Annotated in this window: 21 protein-coding genes; 7 read left to right on the top strand and 14 right to left on the bottom strand. The window is 35.9% G+C overall.

The features are described from left to right. Window positions 1-290: 290 nt before the first annotated feature. From tpx to I580_RS15740, 6 genes are all read right to left on the bottom strand, one after another. Window positions 291-782: a thiol peroxidase gene (tpx, locus tag I580_RS15765; RefSeq protein ID WP_010770895.1), complete on the bottom strand. Its 492-nt coding sequence runs from the start codon at window positions 780-782 to the stop codon at window positions 291-293. Window positions 783-1011: 229 nt separating this feature from the next. Continuing rightward, complete coding sequence (locus I580_RS15760) at window positions 1012-1659, bottom strand: redox-sensing transcriptional repressor Rex (protein WP_010770894.1); 648 nt, start codon at window positions 1657-1659, stop codon at window positions 1012-1014. A 152-nt stretch (window positions 1660-1811) separates the two neighbouring features. Further along, a complete protein-coding gene (gene thiI, locus I580_RS15755; RefSeq protein ID WP_010770893.1) occupies window positions 1812-3017 on the bottom strand; it encodes a tRNA uracil 4-sulfurtransferase ThiI in 1206 nt (401 codons plus the stop codon). 290 nt (window positions 3018-3307) lie between these two features. Further along, on the bottom strand, window positions 3308-4456 hold the full coding sequence (locus I580_RS15750) for a cysteine desulfurase family protein (RefSeq protein ID WP_010770892.1): 1149 nt from the start codon (window positions 4454-4456) through the stop codon (window positions 3308-3310). Window positions 4457-4597: 141 nt separating this feature from the next. Continuing rightward, window positions 4598-6319, bottom strand: coding sequence for a septation ring formation regulator EzrA (gene ezrA / locus I580_RS15745; protein ID WP_010770891.1), 1722 nt, complete (start codon window positions 6317-6319; stop codon window positions 4598-4600). Window positions 6320-6548: 229 nt separating this feature from the next. Further along, the gene (locus tag I580_RS15740; protein ID WP_010770890.1) at window positions 6549-7214 is read right to left on the bottom strand and encodes an HAD family hydrolase; all 666 of its coding nucleotides are present in this window, start codon (window positions 7212-7214) and stop codon (window positions 6549-6551) included. Between the two features lie 194 nt (window positions 7215-7408). Here I580_RS15740 and I580_RS15735 point away from each other — a divergent pair, with 194 nt between their 5' ends. From I580_RS15735 to I580_RS15725, 3 genes are all read left to right on the top strand, one after another. Next, window positions 7409-8761, top strand: coding sequence for an aspartate kinase (locus I580_RS15735; RefSeq protein ID WP_010770889.1), 1353 nt, complete (start codon window positions 7409-7411; stop codon window positions 8759-8761). A 127-nt stretch (window positions 8762-8888) separates the two neighbouring features. After that, entirely contained in the window at window positions 8889-9653 is a 765-nt protein-coding gene (locus tag I580_RS15730) for an ABC transporter ATP-binding protein (protein ID WP_010770888.1), read from the top strand. Next, the gene (locus I580_RS15725) at window positions 9646-11229 is read left to right on the top strand and encodes a hypothetical protein (RefSeq protein WP_010770887.1); all 1584 of its coding nucleotides are present in this window, start codon (window positions 9646-9648) and stop codon (window positions 11227-11229) included. Before I580_RS15730 ends, I580_RS15725 begins: the two co-directional genes overlap by 8 nt. A 146-nt stretch (window positions 11230-11375) precedes the next feature. Here the strand turns inward: I580_RS15725 and I580_RS15720 are convergent, their stop codons facing one another. From I580_RS15720 to I580_RS15705, 4 genes are all read right to left on the bottom strand, one after another. Next, window positions 11376-11903, bottom strand: coding sequence for a pyrophosphohydrolase domain-containing protein (locus I580_RS15720; RefSeq protein ID WP_010770886.1), 528 nt, complete (start codon window positions 11901-11903; stop codon window positions 11376-11378). Between the two features lie 72 nt (window positions 11904-11975). Further along, complete coding sequence (locus I580_RS15715; RefSeq protein ID WP_010770885.1) at window positions 11976-12815, bottom strand: Cof-type HAD-IIB family hydrolase; 840 nt, start codon at window positions 12813-12815, stop codon at window positions 11976-11978. 37 nt (window positions 12816-12852) lie between these two features. Beyond that, window positions 12853-13686: a DUF72 domain-containing protein gene (locus tag I580_RS15710; protein ID WP_010770884.1), complete on the bottom strand. Its 834-nt coding sequence runs from the start codon at window positions 13684-13686 to the stop codon at window positions 12853-12855. Window positions 13687-13827: 141 nt separating this feature from the next. After that, a complete protein-coding gene (locus I580_RS15705) occupies window positions 13828-14568 on the bottom strand; it encodes an acyl-ACP thioesterase domain-containing protein (protein ID WP_010770883.1) in 741 nt (246 codons plus the stop codon). A 196-nt stretch (window positions 14569-14764) separates the two neighbouring features. On the opposite strand from I580_RS15705, the gene I580_RS15700 reads away from it, so the two are divergent. Further along, on the top strand, window positions 14765-15565 hold the full coding sequence (locus I580_RS15700) for a MurR/RpiR family transcriptional regulator (RefSeq protein ID WP_010770882.1): 801 nt from the start codon (window positions 14765-14767) through the stop codon (window positions 15563-15565). A 79-nt stretch (window positions 15566-15644) separates the two neighbouring features. Here the strand turns inward: I580_RS15700 and I580_RS15695 are convergent, their stop codons facing one another. Further along, complete coding sequence (locus I580_RS15695; RefSeq protein ID WP_010770881.1) at window positions 15645-17066, bottom strand: 6-phospho-beta-glucosidase; 1422 nt, start codon at window positions 17064-17066, stop codon at window positions 15645-15647. Then, entirely contained in the window at window positions 17053-18405 is a 1353-nt protein-coding gene (locus tag I580_RS15690; RefSeq protein ID WP_010770880.1) for a PTS sugar transporter subunit IIC, read from the bottom strand. Before I580_RS15690 ends, I580_RS15695 begins: the two co-directional genes overlap by 14 nt. Window positions 18406-18840: 435 nt before the next feature. Here I580_RS15690 and I580_RS15685 point away from each other — a divergent pair, with 435 nt between their 5' ends. The 3 genes from I580_RS15685 (at window position 18841) to I580_RS15675 (ending at window position 21568) form a co-directional block, all read left to right on the top strand. Continuing rightward, window positions 18841-19686, top strand: coding sequence for a helix-turn-helix domain-containing protein (locus I580_RS15685; protein WP_010770879.1), 846 nt, complete (start codon window positions 18841-18843; stop codon window positions 19684-19686). 223 nt (window positions 19687-19909) lie between these two features. Beyond that, on the top strand, window positions 19910-20494 hold the full coding sequence (locus I580_RS15680; RefSeq protein WP_010770878.1) for a lytic polysaccharide monooxygenase: 585 nt from the start codon (window positions 19910-19912) through the stop codon (window positions 20492-20494). 24 nt (window positions 20495-20518) lie between these two features. Continuing rightward, window positions 20519-21568 (top strand): chitinase, encoded by a 1050-nt coding sequence (locus I580_RS15675; protein ID WP_010770877.1) that lies wholly within the window; start codon window positions 20519-20521, stop codon window positions 21566-21568. A 290-nt stretch (window positions 21569-21858) separates the two neighbouring features. Here the strand turns inward: I580_RS15675 and I580_RS15670 are convergent, their stop codons facing one another. Together I580_RS15670 and I580_RS15665 are read right to left on the bottom strand one after the other, a co-directional pair. Further along, complete coding sequence (locus tag I580_RS15670) at window positions 21859-22482, bottom strand: recombinase family protein (RefSeq protein WP_010770876.1); 624 nt, start codon at window positions 22480-22482, stop codon at window positions 21859-21861. Between the two features lie 36 nt (window positions 22483-22518). After that, entirely contained in the window at window positions 22519-24660 is a 2142-nt protein-coding gene (locus tag I580_RS15665) for a peptidase domain-containing ABC transporter (protein ID WP_010770875.1), read from the bottom strand. Window positions 24661-24665 lie beyond the last annotated feature (5 nt).

Raw genomic sequence — 24665 nt, 5'->3', positions numbered from 1 at the left:
AAATTTAATTTTAACATAAATAACCAACATTTTATAATTAATTTCAACTATTTTATAAAATAGAAAGAACAAATAAACGAAAATGACGGACATGAAAAGAGTTTACGGGTGGGGGACAAAAGTAAAAATTACTTTTGTCCCCCACCCTAAATGCGAATAAATGATGGAAGTGGAAGCAAGCCTCCACCGATATAGCTATAAACAAAAAAAGTAAGTGGAAACCAAAATACAGGTTCCACCTACTTAAAAAATCGATTATTTTAAAATTATACGACTGATTTTTATATTCACTACAAGATACTTGCTATTTTATCCAAAGCAGCTGCATAATCTGGTTCTTCCGCAATTTCTGTAGAAATTGCTTCATAAACAAGCGTTCCATCTTTATCAATCACAAAAATCCCACGAGCTAAACGGCCCATTTCAGGGATAAATAAACCATATGCTTCTCCAAAAGTTCCTTCTGTATCATGTAAAATTTCCATATCAACACCTTCAGCCGCACACCAATTGGCTTGCTCTTCTTTTGTATTGTTGGATATCGTGATGAATTTTACACCTTCAACATTTGCTGCTTCTTGATTGAAACGTTTTGTTTGTAAGGAACAAATTCTCGTGTCAATGTCTGGCACAACACTAATCAAAACTGGTAACCCCGCAAAATCGGATAGATTTACCATCTCGTCTTTTAAATTTTTTAATGAGAATTCTGGTGCTTGGTCACCAACTTCAGGTTGTACACCAATGATTTCTACTTCTTCGCCTTTTTTTGTTACTTTCATCATTGTCTTCCTCCTTTAATTTAAAAGCTGAATGAGCCACTTAGTATTAACGAAAAATAGGAAAATATAACTACGGCGATTTCTACCACATTCATATTTTATCTTTTTCTGAAAGACAGGCTCACGAAACTATATATTTAAGTTTCTAAAACTCAACAAATTAATTTTGTCTATCTCTACTTAGTATAGAGGAAGGGGGATCAGATGACAAAGTTCTTGCTTTCTAGCCTTATTTACTCGTGAATGTTTCATCAAAATAAATCAAAGTCTGCAATTCTGTTGTTAAATCAATATACTGAACATTCACATTATGTGGTACAGTAACACGATCTGGTGCAAAATTCAAAATCGCAGTGATTCCTGCATCTACAATTTTATCAATCGCTTCTTGTGCGTATTGACTTGGCACCGTGGATATCGCAACGGTTACACCTGTTTTTTTGACTTCTTCTGCTAAATTTTCCATTGGCTGAATAGTAACATCGTCTATTGCTAATCCCACAAGATCCTCTTCCGTATCAAATGCACAGACAATATTCAGATTTTCATTTCTGCGAAAATTATTTTTCACCAATGCTTTACCTAAATTACCACAACCAACTAAAGCAATACGTTTTTCTTCCTGGGTATTTAAAATATGGCTAAATACGTCAATTAAATAAGGTACATCATAGCCATACCCGCTTCGACCCAACTCACCTAAGTGCGAAAAATCACGACGAATGGTAGCTGATGGTACTTGGATCACGTCACTGAATTCCCTTGACTTGATTCGAGTTACACCAGAATCACCTAACATTTTTAAATAGCGTAAATACAATGGTAAACGTTTAGCTGTTGCTTTTGGCATTGCTTTTTCTTTATGTACTTCTTTCATTATTCTAGCCCCCTTGTTACTTATTTCACATATATAGTTTAGCATGCTTAGGGTATGTGAGCAACTTCTTTGTGAAAAAAATAGCAGATATTAGAAAAACCTAATAAAAAAGAACAGATTCGATAGCGTTATCAAGTCTGTTCTTTCAACCTTTATAAGAAATCAGAAAATTCTTCGTTTTGTTCATTTCGTTCAGTTATTTCACTAACTTTCAATCCTGCCATTGAACGAGCCATCAACCCTTCAATATCCAAACGTGCTTCATAAGCTTGCGCTTTTTCTAGTTTTGGTCTAGTTTTTGGTTGGGGTGGGGCAAAAATTGTACAGCAATCTTCAAAGGGTTGGATTGCTAATTCAAATGTATCGATTTTTTCAGCAATTTCAATGATTTCACCTTTATCCATTGCCACAACTGGTCGAATAATCGGTGTTGTCGTTACTTCATTGATTGCGACCATGCTTTGTAATGTTTGCGACGCCACTTGTCCTAATGACTCACCATTGATGATTACTAAGCCTTTTCTCGCAACACGTATCGCATCAGTCAAACGCAACATCATTCGACGTGTCACAGTCATTAAGTATCCTTCTGGCACAACTCGTTTGATTTCTTCTTGAATTTCAGTGAAAGGCACTTCAATAAATTGGATACTGCCTCCGTATGGCGCGATTTTTGCTGCCAAATCTTTTGCTTTTTGTAAAGCCTGCTCACTTGTATACGGTGGGCTAGCAAAATGAACAGCTTCAACTTCTACCCCACGTTTCATTGATAAATAACCAGCTACTGGTGAATCAATCCCACCCGAAAGCATCAACATACCACGACCACTTGTTCCAACAGGTAAACCGCCAGCTCCACGAATCGTTTCATATGAAAGATAAGCCCCTTCTTTACGAATTTCCACACGAATTTCGATATTTGGTTTTTTCATTTGTACAGCGATTTCAGGGAAAACTTCAAACACAGCACCACCAAGTTCTCTATTCAATTCATTCGTATCCAGCTCAAAACTATGATCTGAACGTTTTGAAGTGATTTTAAACGTTTGTCCAGGCTGATAGGCAGATTTGATAATAGTTTGAACCATTTCACGAATCGCTGGCATTGTTTTTTCCACACGGACACTAGGAGAAAAGTTTTGAATACCGAAGACTTTTTCCAGCTTAGGTAAGATTTGAGCACTATCTTCACCATTTAATATCAGATGCATCCGATCTCGATCAGCGTGAATTTTGACAGCAGGAAAATCACCCAATACTCTTTTAACATTTTGTGCTAGTTGGGAAATAAATATTTTTCTATTTTTCCCTTTCGTTGAAAGTTCGCCGTAGCGAACCATTATTTCAGTATAGTTCACAATTTTTCAGTCCTTTTCTATTAAGTTCGATTTTTTGAACTTCTCTTAGCCAGTCGTTCATTTCCTCGTTTAAAATTAAAAGTTATTCTTGCAAGTAACTATTGTTGTTCTTCCTTCGCAGCCTTTTGTAAATCTTCTACAAGATTTTGGGCTTCTATTCCTTTAACAACCATAATTTGTTTTCCATGGTAAAAAATAAACAGTTACAGTCCTTATTTTTTACCATGAGAATACTTTATTTGTAACTAAATCATCTAGTCCTACCATTTTCACACGCTAAAATTTCATTGTTATCCATTTAACACCAAAAACTTTTTATATAATTGGTTAAAGATAATCATAAATTGCTCTGCTTCTGCAACCGTATTGCTTTCATCTAAGCTGACCCTAATAGCTGAGGTAGCAATTGAATCTGGAACTTTCATTGCGTGTAACGTACTGCTAGCGATTTTTTTTCGACTAGAACAGGCACTTGTTGTCGAGGTATAAATTTGTTTTTCTTCCAGCGCATGTACAAGTACTTCCCCGCGAATTCCTTTTAAAGCAAAACATAAAATATGCGGTGCAAAATCTGTGGTCTCTTTTGAAAAAACCGTTACGTTGGGATATTCTTGTAAGGCTTCGATCAAATAGCGACGGATTTTTGCAGTATGTTCTGGTTTTTCTGTTTTTTTATCCATATATAAACGTAGCGCTTTCGCCATGGCAACAATTCCAGCAACATTTTCAGTTCCACTTCTTTGATCATTTTCTTGACCACCACCATTTAGAAGCGGTGCAAGTTTACGTCCATGTTTCCAATAAATAAACCCTACGCCTCTTGGTCCATGAAATTTATGGGCAGAAAATGTTGCGAAATCAACACGAGGTGTTAACCATTGTTCTTGAGAGACTTTGCCAATCGCCTGAACTGCATCCACATGAAAATGAACCGTTGGATAATCAGCTAAACAATTACTAATTGCTTGAATTGGTTGAATCGATCCTATCTCATTATTCACTGCCATAATCGAAACAAGGATCGTATCTTTGCGAATCAGTTTAGCTAATTCTTCAACTTTTACAAATCCACGTTCGTCAACTGGAGCAATTGATAGTTCAAACCCATTTTCAGCTAGCTGTCTTGCTGTTTCAGAAACGGCGGGATGCTCAATATTTGAAATAATAATATGTCGACCAAATGTTTGTTTCTCTATTGCGGTGCCTTTTAATACCCAATTATCTCCTTCAGTTCCGCCACTTGTAAAAAAAATCTCATGTTGCTTCACGTGAATCAAATCGGCAATTTGCTTACGAGCTTGCTCCATCAGACGATTAGCTTGATTACCTAGGTCATGTAGACTTGATGGATTCCCAATAATTCGTTGACTGACTTTTACATATGTATCTAAAGCTTGAGGATAAATCGGAGTTGTTGCACTATTATCAAAATATATCATCTAAAAAACCTTCTTCTTTTGAAATTCTTTCCTATTATATACTTTCTATTTTAGTAGTTCAACCAAACAATCAGAAATCGTTCAATATAAATAGAAACAAAAAGACGAGACCATTGTCTCGCCTTTTTTATCAGCTCTCTTTTACATTGCATCAAGATTGTTGAAATAAAAATCTTCAATTCTTCTAAATGCTCCTGGTTCTACTCGTTCAAGTGCTGTACCAATTTCATCTAGAGCATCTTGATATCTATATTCTTTTGAAAATAGTTCTAAACTGTTTTCCATCGCTACACGAATTGCTTCATGTGTATGACGATAACGATTTGCATATTGCATCATTTGTTCTGTTAATGCCGCAGAGTTTACTAAATCGTTGGTTTTCTTATCTAGTAATTCCAAATCTTCGTTACAAAGATCAGATATTTTTTTGATTTCTTCCATATTGATACGGATGCGGTTCAAGGCTTTACTTAATTCTTCGATACGGTCTGTTGCGACGAAGAAGAATTCCAAGTAGTCAGCTGGTAATCCAGGCAAACGTTGTTTTTCAACATAACGTTTGATATTGCGCAAACGGAAATCATATTGATCGACTTTTTCTTGGGCAGCTTTTTCACCTTTTCGTAATTCTTTTAATGAATCATCGATTTCAACTTGTTGATTTTCGATATCATCCAAGATCTTGTAGCAGTCTTTAAAGAATGCTTGTACTTCTGAATATGGAACTGTATGTTCTTTCATTTTTGGTTCGAAATCTTCATAACGGCGAATCAATTCTTCGATCTCTGTTTGGAAACCTCTTGAACGCCCTAACTCGTTGTGATTTAATGTGTAGCTTTGTGAAGTATGATCTAATTCGATCATCAATTGACGATTATTTTTTAATGCATGGGCAATATAGTCACCTACGACTTTGCGATTTGTGATCACATATTTCTTCGCATTAATCTCACGCTCCATGATTTCGTACAAAGCGTCGATTGCGTTTGCAGTATCACGGTTTGCAACTTCTACTGCATCGACTTCTGTTTTTTCTAAATCAACTGTTGAATTTTTCACACGTTTTTGAACACGTCTTAATTCTTCTTCGAAATTCTTTTCAGGGAAAACATAATGATCTGCAAGCAGACGTTTGTATCCTTCTTCAATCTCTTTTAATTGATCTGGGAACGTTCTGTTTAATTCGTCGTAAAGCGGCGGAATACGTTTCATCACATCGTCTAGCTCATAAGTGTGACGTTCGGCGTTCTCTAATACTTCACGCGCTTCGATTGGATCTCCTGAAGTATTCAATGTAACAAATTGAGTAAATTCGATTTCGATATTTTTAATTTGTTTCTGCAGTTCAGGATAGGCAGAACCAAATTCTGATTTTTCATCATGAAGTAATTTACTGATCTCTTCGTAAACATCCAAAGCTTTTTGCACTTCAAGCGAGTTACGTTCTTCACTTTCACGCAATTCTTTTAATCCGTTACGGATGATTTCAACTTCTGATTCCATCTCAGCCATTGTTTCATCAGCTTCAGCAACTGCTTTTTTCGCTTTCATAAAACGGAAGGTTTCATTTAAATTTTCAACTTCAAAAATCTGACTTTCTAACTCTGCAAAAGAACGAGTAGAAATCTCGGTCCAACGTTGATTCCATTCTCTAAACGTGTTCTGACTTTGACCAACCATGTGCATCTTTTTGACATCATCGACCTCTTCGATCACCGGCAAGTCGAACAGTGCTTCTTTCCTCTTTTCCAGATCATCGAGTTTCATTTGATTTTTCTTTCTCATAAAATAACCAACTAAATACAAAACTGCTGCGATGATTATTATAGCTAAAACTACGATAATGATCAGATTATTCTTCATCCATGGTTCCTCCGTTTATTAGTCCATATATGATATGTAACGATTGATAAATAACAAAAATGCCTCTATCTACAGTTACACTATTCTCTTATCTACTTAAATTTCCTTAAAAACACCTACAGAAAATTATATCACAAACCAGTCGATCAAGCACTAACAATTTGTAAATTTTTAAGAAATGTTTTGACTTTGTATGATTGTCACAAATCTATGCCGACTATTAGTTAGTTTAACCGATTTTCGCTCTCTTTTGCAACTTTTTACACACATCGCTCAATGTATTAAGTTTTAAATCTGCTAATTGCTGATCCATCCCAAAGCGAGTATCTTTCAATGCCCACACTGTTGTTCCTGCATCGTAGGCTGAGCGGATCCCCTTTTCAGAGTCTTCAATTGCCAAACAGTCCTTAGGATCGACTCCTAATTCTTGCGCTGTGTATTCATATATTTCTGGCGATGGTTTACTTTTCTTAAATTGAGTGCCACTTATGATCGCATCAAAGTAGCTCGTTAGTTGGCCTACTTTCAATACTTCTTGAATCACATTCATCGTTGAGGAGGATGCCAAACCGATTTTGTAGCCTTTTCTTTTAAAAAACTGCAACACTCGTTTTGCATCTGGATCGATCAACCCTCTGTAGTCGATTGGATGTTCTGCTTTATATTGATGATAACGTTCGCTCAAATAGGCTTCATCATAAGCCGTATCGTTAGATTCAAGTATGATCTCCCATAAGCTTCGCATATCAGCTCCGATAAATAATGAAACAGGAATCTGTTCAATGGATAGATCATATTCTTTAAGGAATGCTTTTCTGCGCTGATAATAAAACGCTTCGCTATCAACAAGAACCCCGTCCATATCGAAAATTATTCCTTTATATTCTTGCGTCATTTTGGTGCTCCTTTTTTGACTATTCTTATTCAGCTCTACCAGTCTAACAAAAGTTTGAAAAAAAATGAAGAAATTTGTTGAAAAACTACTGAAAAGAACAAATAATTATCATTTTTGCAGTTGCTTTTCTGACCATCTTTCGGTATTCTTTTACTATTATAATGAAAAATATATTAAAATTAGGAGTGAAAAAAGTGAAAGTCACAAAATTTGGAGGCAGTTCGCTAGCATCCGCTACACAATTAGAAAAAGTTTTGCAAATCGTAAAAGAAGACGTTTCACGAAAGTTTATCGTTGTTTCAGCTCCTGGTAAGCGTTCTTCTGATGACACAAAAGTAACAGATTTACTGATTGCTTACTATAATGCCTATTTAAATAGTGAAAATACGAGCGAAATTATTGAGAAAATCGTTAGTCGTTATGAAGGGATTTTAGAGGAGTTAGCGATTGGAAAAGAAATTTTAGATGATATTCAACAAGCTATCCAAAAGTTATCTACTTTGCCCAAAGATAATAATCCGCATCTTTTCGATGCCTTTCTCGCAAGCGGTGAGGATAACAATGCAAAATTAGTTGCTTCTTTTTTCCAACAACGTGGACTAAAGGCTCGCTATAAAAACCCAAAGGATCTTGGACTCATCGTGTCAGACGAACCTGGTAATGCCCGTATTTTGCCTTCTTCTTTAAGTAAGATCAATCGATCTAAATCAACGGATGAAATCTTAGTGATCCCTGGTTTCTTTGGCTTTACAGAAGCAGGAGATATATGTACATTTTCCAGAGGGGGATCTGATATCACAGGATCGATCGTTGCAGCTGGTGTGGAAGCTGATATTTATGAAAACTTTACGGATGTCAATGGTATTTTTGTTGCTCATCCTGGAATCATCCATGAACCTAAAACAATCAAAGAACTGACATATCGAGAAATGCGAGAATTAGCTTATGCTGGTTTTGCCGTTCTACATGATGAAGCATTGATGCCTGCTTACCGTGCTAATATTCCTGTAGTTATCAAAAATACAAATAATCCTGAACATCCTGGTACATTGATCACAACTTCCAGAACAGTTAAACACGATCCTGTTGTTGGAATTGCCAGTGACCAAGGTTTTGCTAGTATTTATATCAGCAAATATCTAATGAATAGAGAACTTGGATTTGGACGTCGTTTGTTGCAGATTCTTGAAGAATTGGGGCTTAGTTATGAACACATGCCTTCTGGGATCGATGATATTTCAATCATTTTAAGGGAACGTCAGCTCACAATTGATATCGAAGAAGAATTGATGAAACGATTAGAACTTGAGCTAGAACCAGATGAATTACGGATCACCCATGGCTTATCTATGTTAATGGTGGTGGGTGAAGGAATGCGCCAACGAATCGGTGTCATGGCCGATAGTACTGCAGCCTTGGCTTTTAATAAAATCAACTTGGAGATGATCAACCAAGGTTCTTCAGAGGTCAGCATTATGTTTGGAATTCAAGAAGATCAGGAGAAAAAAGCGATCCAAGCCTTATATAAAACATTTTTTGAAGATTGATCAACTAGGAAACACAGAAACGCCAAATCTGGCACTTTCTGTGTTTTTTTTAAGAAAGCATTCTCATCAGCATAAGACTGGGGTACAATAAAAACAATCTACTACATATGAAAAGGTGGGAAACAACGTGATAGAATTGGTAGGCGTTAGTAAAAACTATGGAACAAAACAAGCATTAAAGGGTCTGAATCTAACAATTAAACAGGGAGAAATTTTTGGATTTTTGGGGCACAATGGGGCGGGTAAATCGACAACGATCAAAAGTTTAGTCAGCATCATTCAACCTTCTAGCGGTTCAATCAAAGTGGACGGTCTAGAATTATCGGAAAATCGACAAGCAATCAAACAAAAAATTGCGTATGTCCCTGACACCCCAGATATCTTTTTGCAGTTAACAGCAGGTGAATACTGGGATTTGATTGGTGCTGCTTATGAACTTGACGAAACACAAAAACAGACTCGTTTGAGCGAGTTAGCTTCTTTATTTGATATGTTGAGTCATCAAGATGAAACGTTAGCTAGTTTTTCTCATGGAATGCGGCAAAAAACGATTATCATCGGTGCGTTATTGCCTGATCCTGATGTTTGGATTTTAGATGAACCGCTACAAGGATTAGATCCCCAAGCTGCCTTTGACTTGAAACAAATGATGAAAGCTCATGCAGCAAAAGGGAAAACAGTTATTTTCTCAACACATGCCTTAGATACAGCACAGCAACTATGTGATCAATTGGCGATTTTAAAAAAAGGCGAACTCATTTACAATGGTTCTGTTGATAATTTATTAGCGCAATCTCCAGATGAATCTTTAGAAGCTATTTATTTGAAGATGGCGGGTCGTCAATCAGATACACAATTATTAGAACGTATTGAAGGTGAGACGAATGAATAAAACTCAATTGTTTGAATTAACACGAGTAAACTTACGATATGCCAATCCTCAAGTAACAGATCGAGCTCGAAGAAAAGGGAAAAGTGGAAAAGCTTTGACACGGTCCTTGATCAATCAATATTTACTTTCTGGTTTTTTATTTTTACTTATCTATGGTGTAACAATGTTTCTGATTGATTTTAGTCAAATGCCAGGTTTCTTTACTTATTACGTAGCCTTATTTAGTATTTTAGCCTTTTCACAAGGAATTTCTGTCATTTATAATGTCTTCTTTGAAAGTCAGGACTTACCAGCATATTTACCTCTACCGTTTAAGCAAAGTATGATTTTTACGGCAAAAATTTTGGTTGTTGCTTTAACTGTTACACCTTTTGTTTTTCCAATGTTGGTCGTGTTCTTGCTGACTGGTTGGCGAGCTGGTCTGTTTTTGCCAGTGACCATTATTTTGGCGATTTTGCTTTTTTTATTAGTTTTAACTACAGTCTTTGCAATCTGCTGTTTGATCGTATTTGGATTGACTCGAACGAAATTTTTCAAAGAACATAAAAAAATTGTTACTAGTTTATTGTTAGGAATTTCTATGACCATTGCCATTGTGGGAATACTTTTTATGAATGGGCAAGGTTCTTATTCTGAAGCAGGCCAAATGGATCGAAATCCGATTACTGTTTTATTACCACTATTTCAGATTATATCCAATCCCTTTTCAACATCTGGCTTACTTAGTTTGGTTGGATTACTAGGTATACTTCTACTTTTAATGTTAGCAGTGAAAGTACTGATTTTACCAAAACTTTATGAACAACTTACAGATGCAACAACTGCCAAAGGTGCTCAACGCCGAAAACATAAAGTAAATCAAAATTTGAGGCAGTTGTTGATCAGTTATAATAGACAGTTATTGAAAGAACCCAACTTAATTATGCAAGTATTATCAAATTCATTGTTGATGCCAGTCATTTTTATCGTTACATTTGCGTTTGGCGGCTCTTTAACGTTAAATCATTTAGATATCCGTTTTATTGGGGTGGTCTTTTTAGCTGGAATTGCGTTGGCTTTGATGACAATCAACCAGACTTCTTTTATTAGTAATCTGATTTCTCTTGATCAAGAAAATTTCCATTTTATACGATCTTTACCGATCTCAATGTCTAATTATATGCAGAAAAAATTTTTAGTTGGTCTCGTTATTCAGATTATCTTGACTGGTGGAATAGCAGTGATTGCTAGCGTTCTCTTACAATTATCACTTCTCTTTGGTTTTGTTTTAGTTGCAGGGGCATTGTTAGGAAGTTATCTACTTTGTCTGCGTTTTTTTGCAAGAGACTATCGTTTTATCTTACTAGAATGGACCAGTATCAGCCAATTGTTTAATCGTGGGGCTGGAAATATAGGATTAGTTATAACAATGTTAGGATCGATTTTTGGTAGTTTGATTGTTTTGGTCATTTATGGTTTTGCAGCTATGTATTTGCCATTTTGGCCATTAAATTTATGTGTTTTAGGGCTTATCGTACTTATGACTATTCTGTGGATCCATCATTATCAAAAAAACTTTTGGGCACATTTCGATTAACCTTTCATGATAAAAATAAAGGATGAGGATGGAACAGAAGCTTATTTCCAAAGGGATTGCTTCTGCTTCCACCGTTTACTCGCATTTAGGGTGTGGGACAAAAGTGATTTTCACTTTTGTTCCACACCCGTCCTTTTTTCTATCGCTCATGATTCATTTGTTTCAGCCGCTTTTTTCTGACGATCTAATTCAGCTTTGATTTTTGGCTCAGGCGCAAAATCAGCTTCCCAATTATCCGGCTTCATCACTTTATGTGTGACTGGATGATAATGCGGTTTTCCATCCGGGAAAATTTTCCCCATGTTGGCTTCATGAACGATTGAGAAAACTTCAGTGGGTTCTACACCTAATAATGAGAATGAGCCATAAGTGAAATACAACAGGTCGATCAAGGCATCCACTTGTTCTACCAAAGGATCTGTTACTTTCTTTTGCTTGCTAAGGACTTTTTCCTCAGCCTGATCAACGGCTGCTTTCAACTGATTCACTAAGTCTTTAAAAACTACTGGATCATTATTCGCTGATCCATACAAAAATTCAACTAACTCTTCCACTTTAAAGCCCGCTCGATCTGATGCTTGCTTAGCAGAAAATGGTGTTGGGATTGCAGGTTTTCTATTATCAAATTTTTCATGAAATGCTTCCGCTTTTTCAAATGGATTATCGATTTTCATAAAAAGCCTCCTTTTTATTAAGAATATATACATAAAATAGGCAAGTTTGCCATATGGTAGGGAATCCTAACACTATCTAATCACATCATAGTATCTCAATGCTTGATAAATGCCGTCTTCTTCATTGCTTTTCGTTACATATTTAGCGGCTTTTTTGATTTCTTCCTCAGCGTTGCCCATTGCTATACCAAAACCAACATGACTCAACATTTCCAAGTCATTCCAGCTATCACCAAAAGCCATTACTTCTTCTAACGAAATACCAAAGTGTTCAATACATTGCTGGATTCCCACTAATTTAGAACCACCTGATGGAATAATATCTACAGTATAAGGGTTAGAACGAGTAAACTGGCAATCTGGCAATTGTTCTTTTAAAAATCGTTCTTCTGACATTGCACTTAAAAGAACACATTGATAAATCGGTTCTTTCAAAATAGCAAGATCATGGTACCGTTGATCTTTTCTGTGCAGTGAAAATCTACTGACTAGATTTTTTGCAAGTGTCACCGGAAACTGTTTAGGTAAAAATCGAGTAAGTCTTTTAGCCCACTTTTTTTGGCCAAAACGCATCAGCGAGCTGCCTTCTAAGCTGTCCTTTGAACCAAACATGATTTGACGATGATGTTCATCGGAAAATGCCACAATGTTCCTTAATACATCAACAGAAAAAGAATTGGCTCGGATCGTTTCATCTTTTGTATAAACTAACTGACCATTATACGTAACAAAAACATCCAAATTCAATTTGTCAATCTGTTGATTTAAATGGACAGGACCTCGACCAGTTGCTACACCGCAAATGATCCCTTGTTTTTGTGCCAACTCAATTGCTCGTTTAGTTGTTTCCAGAGCTTTAGCATTTTTATTGACCAGCGTTCCATCAATATCAAAGAAAATAGCTTTTATCATATTTTCCCTTTCTTTATTTCATTTTATCTTGGTTCGATTAAAACAAATCCATTTGCTTGGGGTTTAAATTGTCATATTCCAAGTTAAGTGCTGCCTTCATTTCTAGCAGATTCCCTGCCGCATCACCACCAGAATTATTGTTAAAGATTACGCCAATTTCTTTAGCTTCACGAGCCACTTTTTCTACGGCTTCACTTAACTCTGCTATTTCTTCAGTGTTATAACGATATAAGGTACGCTTTTTACGCCAATCTTTATCGTTTGCCATCCAACCAGCAGCATTTCGGCCATGAAAACGGAATAAAGCAAAATGATCATTTGTCACATATGGGAAAAAGGGAACTGGGTTTGTAGGTATCTGCGGCTCATCAACTGCAACCAGTGAAAATTCATTATGCTTCATAAATGATAACGTTTGTTTAATATATTTCGCCGTATACCATGAGCCATTACGCAATTCTATAGCAATTGGACAGCCAGTAAACCAACGACGGATTTTTTCTAAGTATTGAACATTTTCCTTTGTACAACTAAAAGTCCCAGAAAATTGAATGAGAAACGCAAAAAGTTTACCGCTTTCAATCATGGGAGCCATACTTGTTAAAAACGCTTCAACCATTTCTTCTTCACTTTGATAGTACTGCTGCCATTCTCCCTGACAACTGATCCCGCTGTATACTTTCATGACAAAACGAAAATTTTCAGGAACGGATTTAGTCCATTCTCTAACTGAGTCTTGCTTTGGAATCCCGTAATAAGCAGTATCCATCTCAACTAATGGTAAGTAGCCTGCATATTCATATAACGTTGAACGCTTTTTTCCGGTTAATTTATCATGTTCATTAAAAGAAGTCAAACCTAATCGTATCATAGCACTATTATCCTTTCCTTACTTGTTCAAGTTATTATGTACAACTGTTAAAATCGGTTCCCTATCTGTTTATTTTATACTAAAAAAGACCAAGACAAAACAAAAAGTTGTCTCAGTCAAAAATGACAAGATTTTATGATTCTATTCGCTTTTTTTCCATTTCATGTTCGCTTCACAATATGTTTGACCATCAATTCGAATTTCATGTCTTGTTATTTTGCCCTCATCTGTGTCCAGCGTTTCATAATGACTTTCTACAACTTGACCGTATTCTACTTCTTTATCAAATTTCACATTGATAAATGTCGGTTCATAAGTGCTAAGGAAATCATATCCTAATACATCGAGTAACCAGTTGAAGTAAATAGCATTATTCACATGTTGATTGCCATCTATATCAAAATAGCGCACACGATACGGTGAAAATTCACCCTTTTCAACTTTTTCAATTTTTTCGCTACGATAGATTTTCTTGATTTTTTCACTTTCATACGGCTCAATAATTTCTGGCAAGACGCTGCTCATTTTACGGTTCACTTTATCCATCAAGACAAAAGTTGACTTAATCAGTACACACTCATTGCCTGCTTCATCATGAATCCAAAAGTTTCGATAACAAAAATATTTATTATACGCGATGGCTTGTGTTGTTATAGCCAGTTTTTCTCCCACTTTAGGTAAACGCGTGATATGGATTTCGTAGTTGGTAATGACCCAGCCAAGTCCGAATGACGCAACAAAATCGCTTCCTCTCTCTAAGGCATCGCTTTGTTCTTCGGATGTTTTGATCACAACCGCTAACATTGACGGAATCGTCATTTTTCTTGTAATATCGCCATCATAATAAGCTACTTCATATGGGGTCGTAAATTTTTTTGCCACTGGATCTCCTCCTTTTCCGCTTGTAAGACTAGTTAAATTATAACATAAGATAGCCAGATAAAAATATGTATCTACTAATCTTTCCATTGCGATCAAAGTGAACAATCAAGAATGTTTAATCAGACCAAGAAATCGTATTCATAGTGCCTTTTTTTCTGTTATACTTTGAATAATCATACTTATTCAGGAGGTAACAATGGAAAAAACAAGTATTGTAGGGAAGCTTCAGGATCTCGTTATTTCCACTACTGAAGGAAATATCAATACCACGATTGCACGAATCTTATTAAAAAAAGTAGGACATGATACACCAGACATCACGATTGAGTCACTAGCGGCTGAATGCTTCACCTCCACAGCTAGTATCAGCAGGTTTTCTAAAAAATTAGGGTACTCAAAATTTTCTGACCTGAAACAAGCGTTTAGTGATTATCGGTTAGAAACTAAAAAATTTATCAATAAAAATAATTTTGAATTAACAATCGATGGACCAACTAAAGAGCAGACACTCAACACTTATATCAAACACATCTCTGCCTCACTTCAATCATTAGAAAATCATCTGGACTTAAACCAGATCGATATGTTATGCCAACGAATCCACGACACGGAAGATGTCTATTTTTTTGGTACACATTCTTCTGGATTATTACTAGAGCAATTTCAATATCTATTATTTTCTTGTGGAAAATACGTCACTTACTTTAATGGGCGAATGGATCAACGAAAGGCATTTCAACAAATGACGAAAAATAGCCTAGTGATTATTCTTTCGACTGACGGTAACTACTTTATAAAATTCAGCGACCTTTTGTTCGACATGGCTTCAAACGCTAACTACACTGTGTTGATTACCCAAAATGTTCAAATGAAAATAGCGAATATCTTCGATGAAGTTCTTTACCTTGGTCAAAGTTCGATTAAAAAAGCGGCTCCATACCAGGCTCAATTTTTGATCGATATACTCTATTCGCGTTATTACCATCTTTATTCCTAATTTTTTTGATAGAAAAATAAGCTGGATGATACTAGAATCGATCAAACAATTCTTAGGTATTCCAGCTTATTTCAAGTTCTTATAAAACGGCAGCATTGGTCGCAATCACTTTTTGATACCAAGCGAAGCTATCTTTTTTGTAACGTTTACGGCTGCCATGACCTTCATTATCTAAATCAACATAAACGAACCCATAACGTTTTTTCATTTCGCCAGTACCCGCGCTGATCAAATCAATACACCCCCAAGTCGTATAACCAATTAAATCCACTCCATCTTTTACGGCTTCTGCCATCTGCTCAATATGACTACGAAAATAAGCAATTCGATAAGGATCATGAATAGCCCCCTCATCAAATGTATCTTCCACACCTAATCCATTTTCAACGACGAATAACGGACGTTGATAACGTTGGTAGATTTCATTGATGGTAATCCTAAAGCCTAGTGGATCGATTTGTCTGCCCCAACCAGCATCCTTTAAATAGGGGTTTCTAATACTTGCCATAGCATTTCCCTCAATAAGATTCTTCCTTAATTCACTATCTACTGTTTCCAAGCGACTAGTATAATAACTAAACGCCACAAAGTCTACTGTATGTTCAGCTAAAAGTGCTGTCTCTTCTTTTGAAATCGTCAATTGAATGCCATGCTCTTCAAAATAACGATGCGCGAAATAAGGATAACATCCATTGACCTGAACATCGATGAAAAAATACTGCTCTCTACTTCGTTCTAGTGCCGCTTGAACATCTTTGGGATTACATGTATATGGATACACACTGCCTGCTGCTAACATACACCCAATTTGTATGTTAGAATCGAGCTCTTTTGCTAGTTTTGTTGCTTCAGCAGAGGCAAGTAATTGATGATGTGCTGCTTGAAAAATCGTTTCTTTGTCCACTTTATTTCCACTTTTTACGATTCCTCCTGCCAAAAACGGGTTACGTAAAATCATGTTGATTTCATTGAATGTGATCCAATACCTAACTTTTTTGTGGTATCGTTCAAACAGTACCTTGCAATATCTTCTGTAAAATAAGATCAGTTGTTTATTTTGCCAGCCACCATATTTTTGGGCTAAGTTCAATGGTGTATCAAAATGATTGATTGTTACAAGCAACTGTATATTGTATTTTAAACATTCGTCAAACACAGCATCATAAAATGCCAGTCCTGCCTCATTAGGTTGAGTTTCATCACCATTTGGGAAAATCCTAGGCCAACTGATTGATGTCCGTAAACACTTGATCCCTAATTCAGCCAATAAGTGAATATCCTCTTTATAATGATGATAAAAGTCAATTGATTGATGGCTTGGATAGTAATCAAAGGTTTGTTCCATCACATAATTTGGCTCTTTCAAGCCCCGCTTACGTTCTACTCCCACCGGTAAAATATCAATAATCGATTGCCCTTTGCCGTTTTTCAAATAAGCACCTTCTGATTGATTAGCAGCTAATGCGCCCCCCCATAAAAAACCTTCTTTAAACTTCTGCAACTGAATCCCTCACTTTTTCCGTTTCCTCACGTATTTCTATGCCTATTTGCTTTTCTTCAAGCATTGCTTGTTTATCTGCCGCTTTAAAAAATGGAAACCATAAAATAAGTTGAATGATAATCAGTACGGTCTGCACAATCAAAATGGGTAAACCACCTTCCAACCAACCATATGCTAAAGCAGGTGTTCCAAGTGGCAACTGGATACCTCTCAATGTTTCAATTACGTGAAACACTTGCAATAAATACGGAACTACAAACATTATGATTGGACCTAAGACAAAAGGAATAAAGAAAATCGTATTCAACACCATTGGAATCCCAAAAATAACTGGTTCATTGATTCCAAAAAAAGTTGCTGGTAAGGCCATTCTTCCCAATTTTTTATAACGATCGCTTTTCGCTGTGAAAGCCATTAAAATTGCTAAGCCTAATAAAGCACCGGAACCACCTAAATTGGCATAAGTACCATAGTGTTGATACGTGATTGCATTTGGTAACTGTTCACCTGCTTCAAAAGCAGTTAGATTCATCAAACTTAGTGGAATAAAAACCGTCTGCAAAATAGGACGAATGATCATATATCCATGTATTCCAAAGAACCATAACAATTGCGCTACCACAATTAAAATGATAAATGACCATGGACTATTTCCCAAAGATTGTAAAGGGCCACCTAAAATAGTGTAAATAAAATTATTTGCATCCCCGTATGAAGTCATTTCAAATCCAAAACGAACACAGGAGAAGATACCTGTCAGAATAAAAGCTGGCGCAATAGAAGCAAACGATTTTGCAATTGTGGGCGGAACACTTTCTGGCATTTTGATAATGATTCCTCGTTTAACCACGCCACAATAAATTATGGGAACAATGATTCCTAATAGAATGCCCATAAACATCCCTTTTGCTCCTAAATATTCTGTTCCCAGAGCATTGGAAACCGAAATAATTTCGCCTGATTCTAATTGATGATTTACTCCAGCTGGCAACATAAGAAAAAATAAAACGAATGATAGTAGTGCTGAAAAAAAGGCATCTTTTTTAAATCCTAATTTTATTGTTAAGTTATACGCTATAGAACTCACAACGTAGAGCGCTATCAAATCAGTTGTGACTTTTGATGTGTACCCAAGAATAGTGCCTAAGTGCGTCATTGCTAAAAAATTCTGATACCACTCAAATTGCATGCTGGATAACAATGTAAAAATAGCTCCCAACATCGTGATAGGTAAAATCATTGAAAAACCATCAGAAATCGCACTCATGTATTGATTATTTTGAATTTTTAACGCAATGGGCATTAGTCGTCTATTAATTATTTCTTCAATTTTATTCATTCATTTTTTCTCCTCTATTTTTTGTAATCGATTACAAAAACAGAATATCACAGCTTTCATATCATAAAATAGGCAATATTTGTATCACTTACAGAAGTAGTACTTTTTACAATTTTTGAAAATAGAGATTTATTTAAATTTCTGTAAAATAATCATCTTTTTTATAAAAAAAACAAAAAAACTTTCTAAAACAAAATAGAAAATACCCTGTTTTAAAAAGCTTTCACTTCTAACTAATTGTTTCAAAAAAAATCCTAATAACTAATTTTTTCACACTACACGTGACCTGTATTGCCATCACTAAGTACTTCAAACAATAGATCCCAAAGTGCTTGCATCCCTATCCCTCCAAAAAAACTAGTTGATTCCAAGGGGATAATACCATACTATTATATAAAACTATAACTATAACGCTTAAATATAGAGGGGAAAAATATGAGAATCAAAGGCGCCATAATCCGAACCGCAAGAAAACAAAAAAGATTGTCACAAGTAACTTTAGCCGCCGGAATTTGTACGCAAGGAACTGTAAGTAATATTGAAAATAAAAATGTCTGCGACAGTCTTGAGATCCTTGATGCAATATGCAAGAGGCTAAATCTCAGTCTGGAAAGTGTGTTAGATGATAATGATGAAAAAAAACTAACTTCTTTACTCAATCATGTAGAAGAATTATGTAATACATTCAGACATAAAGAAGCTTATTCACTTTTAAAAGAAACATCGATCAACGTTGCTGATTTTCAAAATAAAGAGCTAGAAGTTCGCTGGTTTTATTTTATGGGGATCACTAATCTGCTGGGCTATGACAATACAACAGATGGCTTATTTTATTTTTACAGAGCCGATGAACTTGGTGATTCAAATTCCGTTTATGCGATTCTTTCTGTTAATAGCTTAGGTATCGTATACGAAATGGCGAATGAACTAGATAAAGCGCAGATTTATTATGAAAAATCTATTGATATGCTGAAAAAAATGACCGTCAAAATGCCTATCGAAGCAACAAAAATATTTTTTAATACAGCAAAATTTTACTCATTAATTAAACACTATGATACTGCATATGATTTAGCTTCACAGGGAATGAATCTAAATCGATCCTATCAATCCTTGTACATGTTGGATCTTTTAGCATATGAAACCGCATTTAATGATTTCATGCGCTCTACTGAAATAACAAGACCTGACTTCAGCAGTGCAAAAGTTTTTGCTACATTTAATAATAATCAAAATTTATTGAATGTGATCGAAAATGATGAAAAAACATTGACTCGCTAAACAATTCATTAACATAAAACTGCCAGTTGGGAAGGAAGTAGCCTTTCACCAACTAGCAGTTTTTTTCATAGATTAGAATGAAACAGCTTCAATCGTTATCTACACAATTCCTCTCACTAAACTATCATTTTAAAAAATAATTGCATATCATTTGAATAATATAAAACAACATGTTAAATTTACAATTGTAAGCGCTATAAAAATATTTTTAGGAGGAATCACAATGAAAAAAACAATGCTCAAAGCAGTCCTTACACTTAGTTTATTGGTGGGAGGTTTATCCGTTTCAGCCACTGTCTCTCATGCTCATGGATATGTTTCATCACCAGGAAGCCGGGCCTATTTTGGTAGTGCACAAGGTGGAAAAATAAATAAAAATGTAGGACGCGCTGAGTGGGAACCTCAAAGTATTGAGGCAACTAAAAATACGTTCACTCCAGGAAAATTAGCTAGTGCAGGTGTTAGCGGATTCGAACCACTAGACGTTCAAACAACAGATCGTTGGCACAAATCAGATATCACAACTGGACCACTTGCAATCAATTGGACTTTGACTGCTCGCCATAGAACATCTACATGGGATTACTATATGACAAAACAAGGCTGGAATCAAAATCAACCATTAGATATTAAAAACTTCGACTTAATTGGTCGTGTTGATGATAAAGCAACGATTCCAGAAGCCTCTGTCAACCATACGATCACAGTACCAAGCGATCGCAAAGGCTATCATGTAATTTACGCTGTATGGAATGTTTTCGATACGACAAATGCATTCTATCAAGCAATCGATGTTAATGTTAAATAATAAATGAGCAAAGGAGCAATATAGATGAAATTCAAACAGTTTATTCCAGCTTTTTTACTTGTTTCAGGTATTGTCTTTGGTAGTTTACTCACACCACTGCCTGCGCATGCCTCTGATTCAGCCAGTGAGATGGTCAGTGTAGCAAATAAAAAAGTTCTTGTCGGTTACTGGCACAACTGGGCTTCTAAAGGCAGAGATGGCTACAAGCAAGGAACATCCGCAAACATTTCATTAGCGGATGTAAATAAGGCCTATAATGTTGTCCCAGTTTCCTTTATGAAAAGTGATGGTGTCAATCGCATTCCAACTTTCGCTCCATATAACAAAACAGACGCCGCTTTTCGCCAAGATGTCGCTTTGCTAAATAGTCAAGGTCGTGCTGTCTTATTAGCATTAGGTGGAGCAGATGCTCATATTCAATTAAAAGCAGGCGATGAACAAGCTTTCGCTGATGAAATTATTCGTCAAGTTGAAACATACGGCTTTGATGGACTTGATATTGATTTAGAACAGTCTGCTATTACAGCTGGTGATAACCAAACAGTTATCCCAACTGCTCTGAAAAAAGTCAAAGAACATTATAAAACACAAGGGAAAAATTTTCTCATCACAATGGCACCTGAATTCCCTTACTTAAAACCAGGTGGCGCTTATGAAAAATACATTACTTCTTTAGATGGTTATTATGACTATATTGCGCCACAGTTGTATAATCAAGGCGGTGATGGTGTTTGGGTAGACGAAATTATGACATGGATTCCTCAAAGCAACGATGCTTTAAAATATGAGTTTCTTTATTACATGTCTGATTCCATGATCCATGGTACACGAACATTCTTGAAAATTCCAAACAACAAACTTGTTTTGGGGCTTCCAGCAAATGTTGATGGTGCCGGTAGCGGTTATGTTAGCGACCCAAACGCAGTTTACAAAGCTCTTGATCAGCTAGCAAAAGATGGTAATCCAATTAAAGGATTGATGACTTGGTCTGCCAACTGGGACATCGGTACCAATGTAAATGGTGTGTCTTATAATAATGAATTTGCGACAAGATACGCGCGCATTTTACAATAACAACCAAACGAAGTTGTATCAGAAACGGCTAGCTCCTAGAACTAAGAGGAAATTCACGAAACCACAGTGAGCTTGAGAAATGAACATATCGGTACCTACTTGGTTCTTTTCAACTGTTTTTGGCCAAGTAGGGATTATGCAATATCCGTTCATTTTATTCACTGTGTTTTACAACCGTAGTCTTCACATCTTAGTGTAACGAAGTAGTTGCTTTTGATCGCACCGTTTTGCTCTGATTCATTAAGGCTGGTATGTGACTCGTAGAGTTATGTTCCAGCCTTGTTTTATTATTATTTCTTTTCCCCACTGCTGACAAGCATTTTGTCTCCTTTTTCTGAATAGGTCACCTTTTTTGTTCGATAAATACCATCTTTTCTAAGATGATGGTAAATTGTTGAAGTCGAAATACCACAACGTTTGGAGATTGCTTCTGTTGACATCTTGGTATTATGATAAAGCTCAAGCGCTTCATTCACTTGATTCACAAGTGGTGGACGGCCTAAAATGACACCTTTTTTTTTAGCTGCACTCAAGCCTGCCAATACTCGTTCGCGAATCAATTCCGCTTCCATTTCAGCAAATGCGCCCATGATTGTAAAAAAGAAGCGCCCCATTGGTGTTGAAGTATCAATATTGTTTTCAATACTAACAAAATTTATATTTTGTTCATTGAATCTTTCTAGTAAAACCAACAACTGCTTCGTCCCTCTAGCCAATCGATCCAATTTAAAAATAACGAATGTATCGCCAGGTTTCAAACTATTCAACGCTTTATTTAATTCATTGCGAAAACTTTTACGTCCACTTTCGTATTCTTTAAAAATTTTATCGACACCGTAATCTTTTAATGCCTGTTGTTGAGAATCAAATTTTTGATAATGTGTACTAACACGCATATAACCAATAACTGCCATTATATTTCTCCCCCTTATATCCCAACTAATTATTTGTTATGTGACATTCATTGGATCATGATAGATCGAATGATAATATCCTTCTAACGCCAATAATTCTTGATGTGTCCCTTCTTCTACGATTCTCCCTTGGTCCATCACTAAAATTCTGTCGAAATGTTTGATCGTATTTAAACGATGCGCCACAATAATGCATGTAAAATCATATGTCTTTAAACGATTCATAATAAAGTTTTCCGAAATATTATCTAACGAACTTGTTGGTTCATCCATCAATAGTAGACTGGTTTCTTTGACCAATGCTCGAGCAATAGATATCCGTTGCATTTGTCCACCAGATAAATTCATTCCACCTTCTGAAATTTGAGTCTCTAAACCTAAAGGCAAATTCATAATAATTTCATCCACTCTTGAATCAAAAATCGCTTGTTCCACTCGTTCATCCGTTGCATCTGCTTGATTCAACACGATATTGTCATATAAAGAAGCATTAAAAATCGTCGGTTTTTGATTGACAATACTAATGCAATTCTTTAACGAGACATCATCGATTTGTTTTAGATCGATATCGTTAAATTTAATTTGTCCTGAAGTCGTATCATATAAGCCTGCCAGTAATTTTAATAAGGTACTTTTCCCTGACCCACTTTTACCAACGATCGCCACTTTATCACCTGGTTCAATTTGAAAGGAAACTTCATGTAAAATGTCTTCTTCAAAATAACTGTATTTAAATGAAACATCTTCCACCGTTACGGACTCGATTGTTTTTATTTTTTCCCCTTCAATTGCTAAGCGAGGATTATCTTTTGCTTCTAAGATTTCATTTAATTTACCAAAATATGAACGTAATAATAAAAATTCTGTATACGAATCAAAAACAGTCACGATTGGTGCTATAAAAGCTCCTGATAATGCATTGAAGCTGATTAGCGCTCCTAATGTTATCTGACCTTTCGTCACTTGGAAGAGTCCAACATAAATCAATATGATCGGTAAAATAAATTGAATGGATGTTTGAATCGTCCTAACCCAAGTTGAAAAGCGATTTTTTTCTGCTCGCAACATAATTTGTTTTTTAAACTCCGTACGCCACTTCGTGTAGAATTGATTTTCAGATCCAGATGATTTAACTGTTTCCATCCCTTCGAACAATTCGACTAACAATCGTTGAACTTTCGATTGAGCGATCAATTCTTTATTCGTAATACTTTGTACTCTTCTGGAATTGATAACTGAAATCGTCCCCATCATAACTGCACCAAAAATAGCAATAAGCGTCAGATTGAGGGATAAATCGATCATTAGTATCAAATAAATGAAAACGAATAGAAAATCTATTGAAATCGTCAGCATTCGTTGGCTCATGATTTGCTGGATAATCACGCTCAGATTTGCACGAAAAATTAAATCACCTGTTGAACGATTGACAAAGAAACGTAATGGTAAATGAATAATTTTCTTCATAAACGCTTTCATTAAGGTTAAATCAAATAGGTTCTCCAAAATAATCAAAACTAAACCTCTTGCAACTTGTAGCAAATAATACGCAATAAAGAGAATTGCAATCGTTGAACCAATTTGAAAGATATTTCCCACAGCGACATTCGCGTTGTCGATAATCATTTGCGTCAATCTGGGGATTGCGATTGTGACCATTTGAATCAAAAGAGTTAAGACAATAAACAGAGCCACTTTCGCTTTTTGGTCACTTAAAATATTTTTTAGGATCGTCCAAGTTGCATTTTTTTTCTTCTTTCGTTGTGTGATCGTAACGTCAACATCCGTTAGGATCAACGCAATATTAGAAAAACTTGCTTGAAATTCAGCTCGTTTGATTTTTTTCCGCCCACTAGCAGGGTCTAGAATCGTTGCTTCTTTAGCTGTTAATTTTTCTAAAACAACGTAGTGCCGCTCCTCCCAAAAGCAAATCGTAGGTGTGGTCTGTTCCTCCAAAATTTCTAGATCCAATACTCGAATCGCTTTTGTTTCGATCCCACGATCCAATAAAATTTGATTTAGATTTGTAAGTGTATTACCACCTTTAGGCACACCATATACATCTCGAAGGTGGCTTAGCGTGACATTATCATCATAATAGTTCAAAACCATTGCTGTACATGCCAGTCCACATTCACTATGTTCACTTTGTTCAGTGAATGGTACTTTTTTAGTCAATCCGA

The organism is Enterococcus caccae ATCC BAA-1240, from assembly GCF_000407145.1.
Taxonomy (GTDB): Bacteria; Bacillota; Bacilli; order Lactobacillales; family Enterococcaceae; genus Enterococcus_L; species Enterococcus_L caccae.
The sequence above is the reverse complement of the archived record's forward strand: the minus strand, read 5'-3'. Positions and strand labels throughout refer to the sequence as shown.

What these genes read in the sequence shown, in the direction of transcription:
- I580_RS15685 (WP_010770879.1), top strand. Translation starts at nt 18,841, where the DNA reads ATGAGAATCAAAGGCGCCATAATCCGAACCGCAAGAAAACAAAAAAGA.
- I580_RS15760 (WP_010770894.1), bottom strand. Translation starts at nt 1,659, where the DNA reads ATGAAAGAAGTACATAAAGAAAAAGCAATGCCAAAAGCAACAGCTAAA.
- I580_RS15740 (WP_010770890.1), bottom strand. Translation starts at nt 7,214, where the DNA reads ATGACGCAAGAATATAAAGGAATAATTTTCGATATGGACGGGGTTCTT.
- I580_RS15675 (WP_010770877.1), top strand. Translation starts at nt 20,519, where the DNA reads ATGAAATTCAAACAGTTTATTCCAGCTTTTTTACTTGTTTCAGGTATT.
- I580_RS15725 (WP_010770887.1), top strand. Translation starts at nt 9,646, where the DNA reads ATGAATAAAACTCAATTGTTTGAATTAACACGAGTAAACTTACGATAT.
- I580_RS15690 (WP_010770880.1), bottom strand. Translation starts at nt 18,405, where the DNA reads ATGAATAAAATTGAAGAAATAATTAATAGACGACTAATGCCCATTGCG.
- I580_RS15680 (WP_010770878.1), top strand. Translation starts at nt 19,910, where the DNA reads ATGAAAAAAACAATGCTCAAAGCAGTCCTTACACTTAGTTTATTGGTG.
- ezrA (WP_010770891.1), bottom strand. Translation starts at nt 6,319, where the DNA reads ATGAAGAATAATCTGATCATTATCGTAGTTTTAGCTATAATAATCATC.
- I580_RS15670 (WP_010770876.1), bottom strand. Translation starts at nt 22,482, where the DNA reads ATGGCAGTTATTGGTTATATGCGTGTTAGTACACATTATCAAAAATTT.
- I580_RS15710 (WP_010770884.1), bottom strand. Translation starts at nt 13,686, where the DNA reads ATGATACGATTAGGTTTGACTTCTTTTAATGAACATGATAAATTAACC.
- I580_RS15720 (WP_010770886.1), bottom strand. Translation starts at nt 11,903, where the DNA reads ATGAAAATCGATAATCCATTTGAAAAAGCGGAAGCATTTCATGAAAAA.
- I580_RS15750 (WP_010770892.1), bottom strand. Translation starts at nt 4,456, where the DNA reads ATGATATATTTTGATAATAGTGCAACAACTCCGATTTATCCTCAAGCT.
- I580_RS15700 (WP_010770882.1), top strand. Translation starts at nt 14,765, where the DNA reads ATGGAAAAAACAAGTATTGTAGGGAAGCTTCAGGATCTCGTTATTTCC.
- I580_RS15715 (WP_010770885.1), bottom strand. Translation starts at nt 12,815, where the DNA reads ATGATAAAAGCTATTTTCTTTGATATTGATGGAACGCTGGTCAATAAA.
- tpx (WP_010770895.1), bottom strand. Translation starts at nt 782, where the DNA reads ATGAAAGTAACAAAAAAAGGCGAAGAAGTAGAAATCATTGGTGTACAA.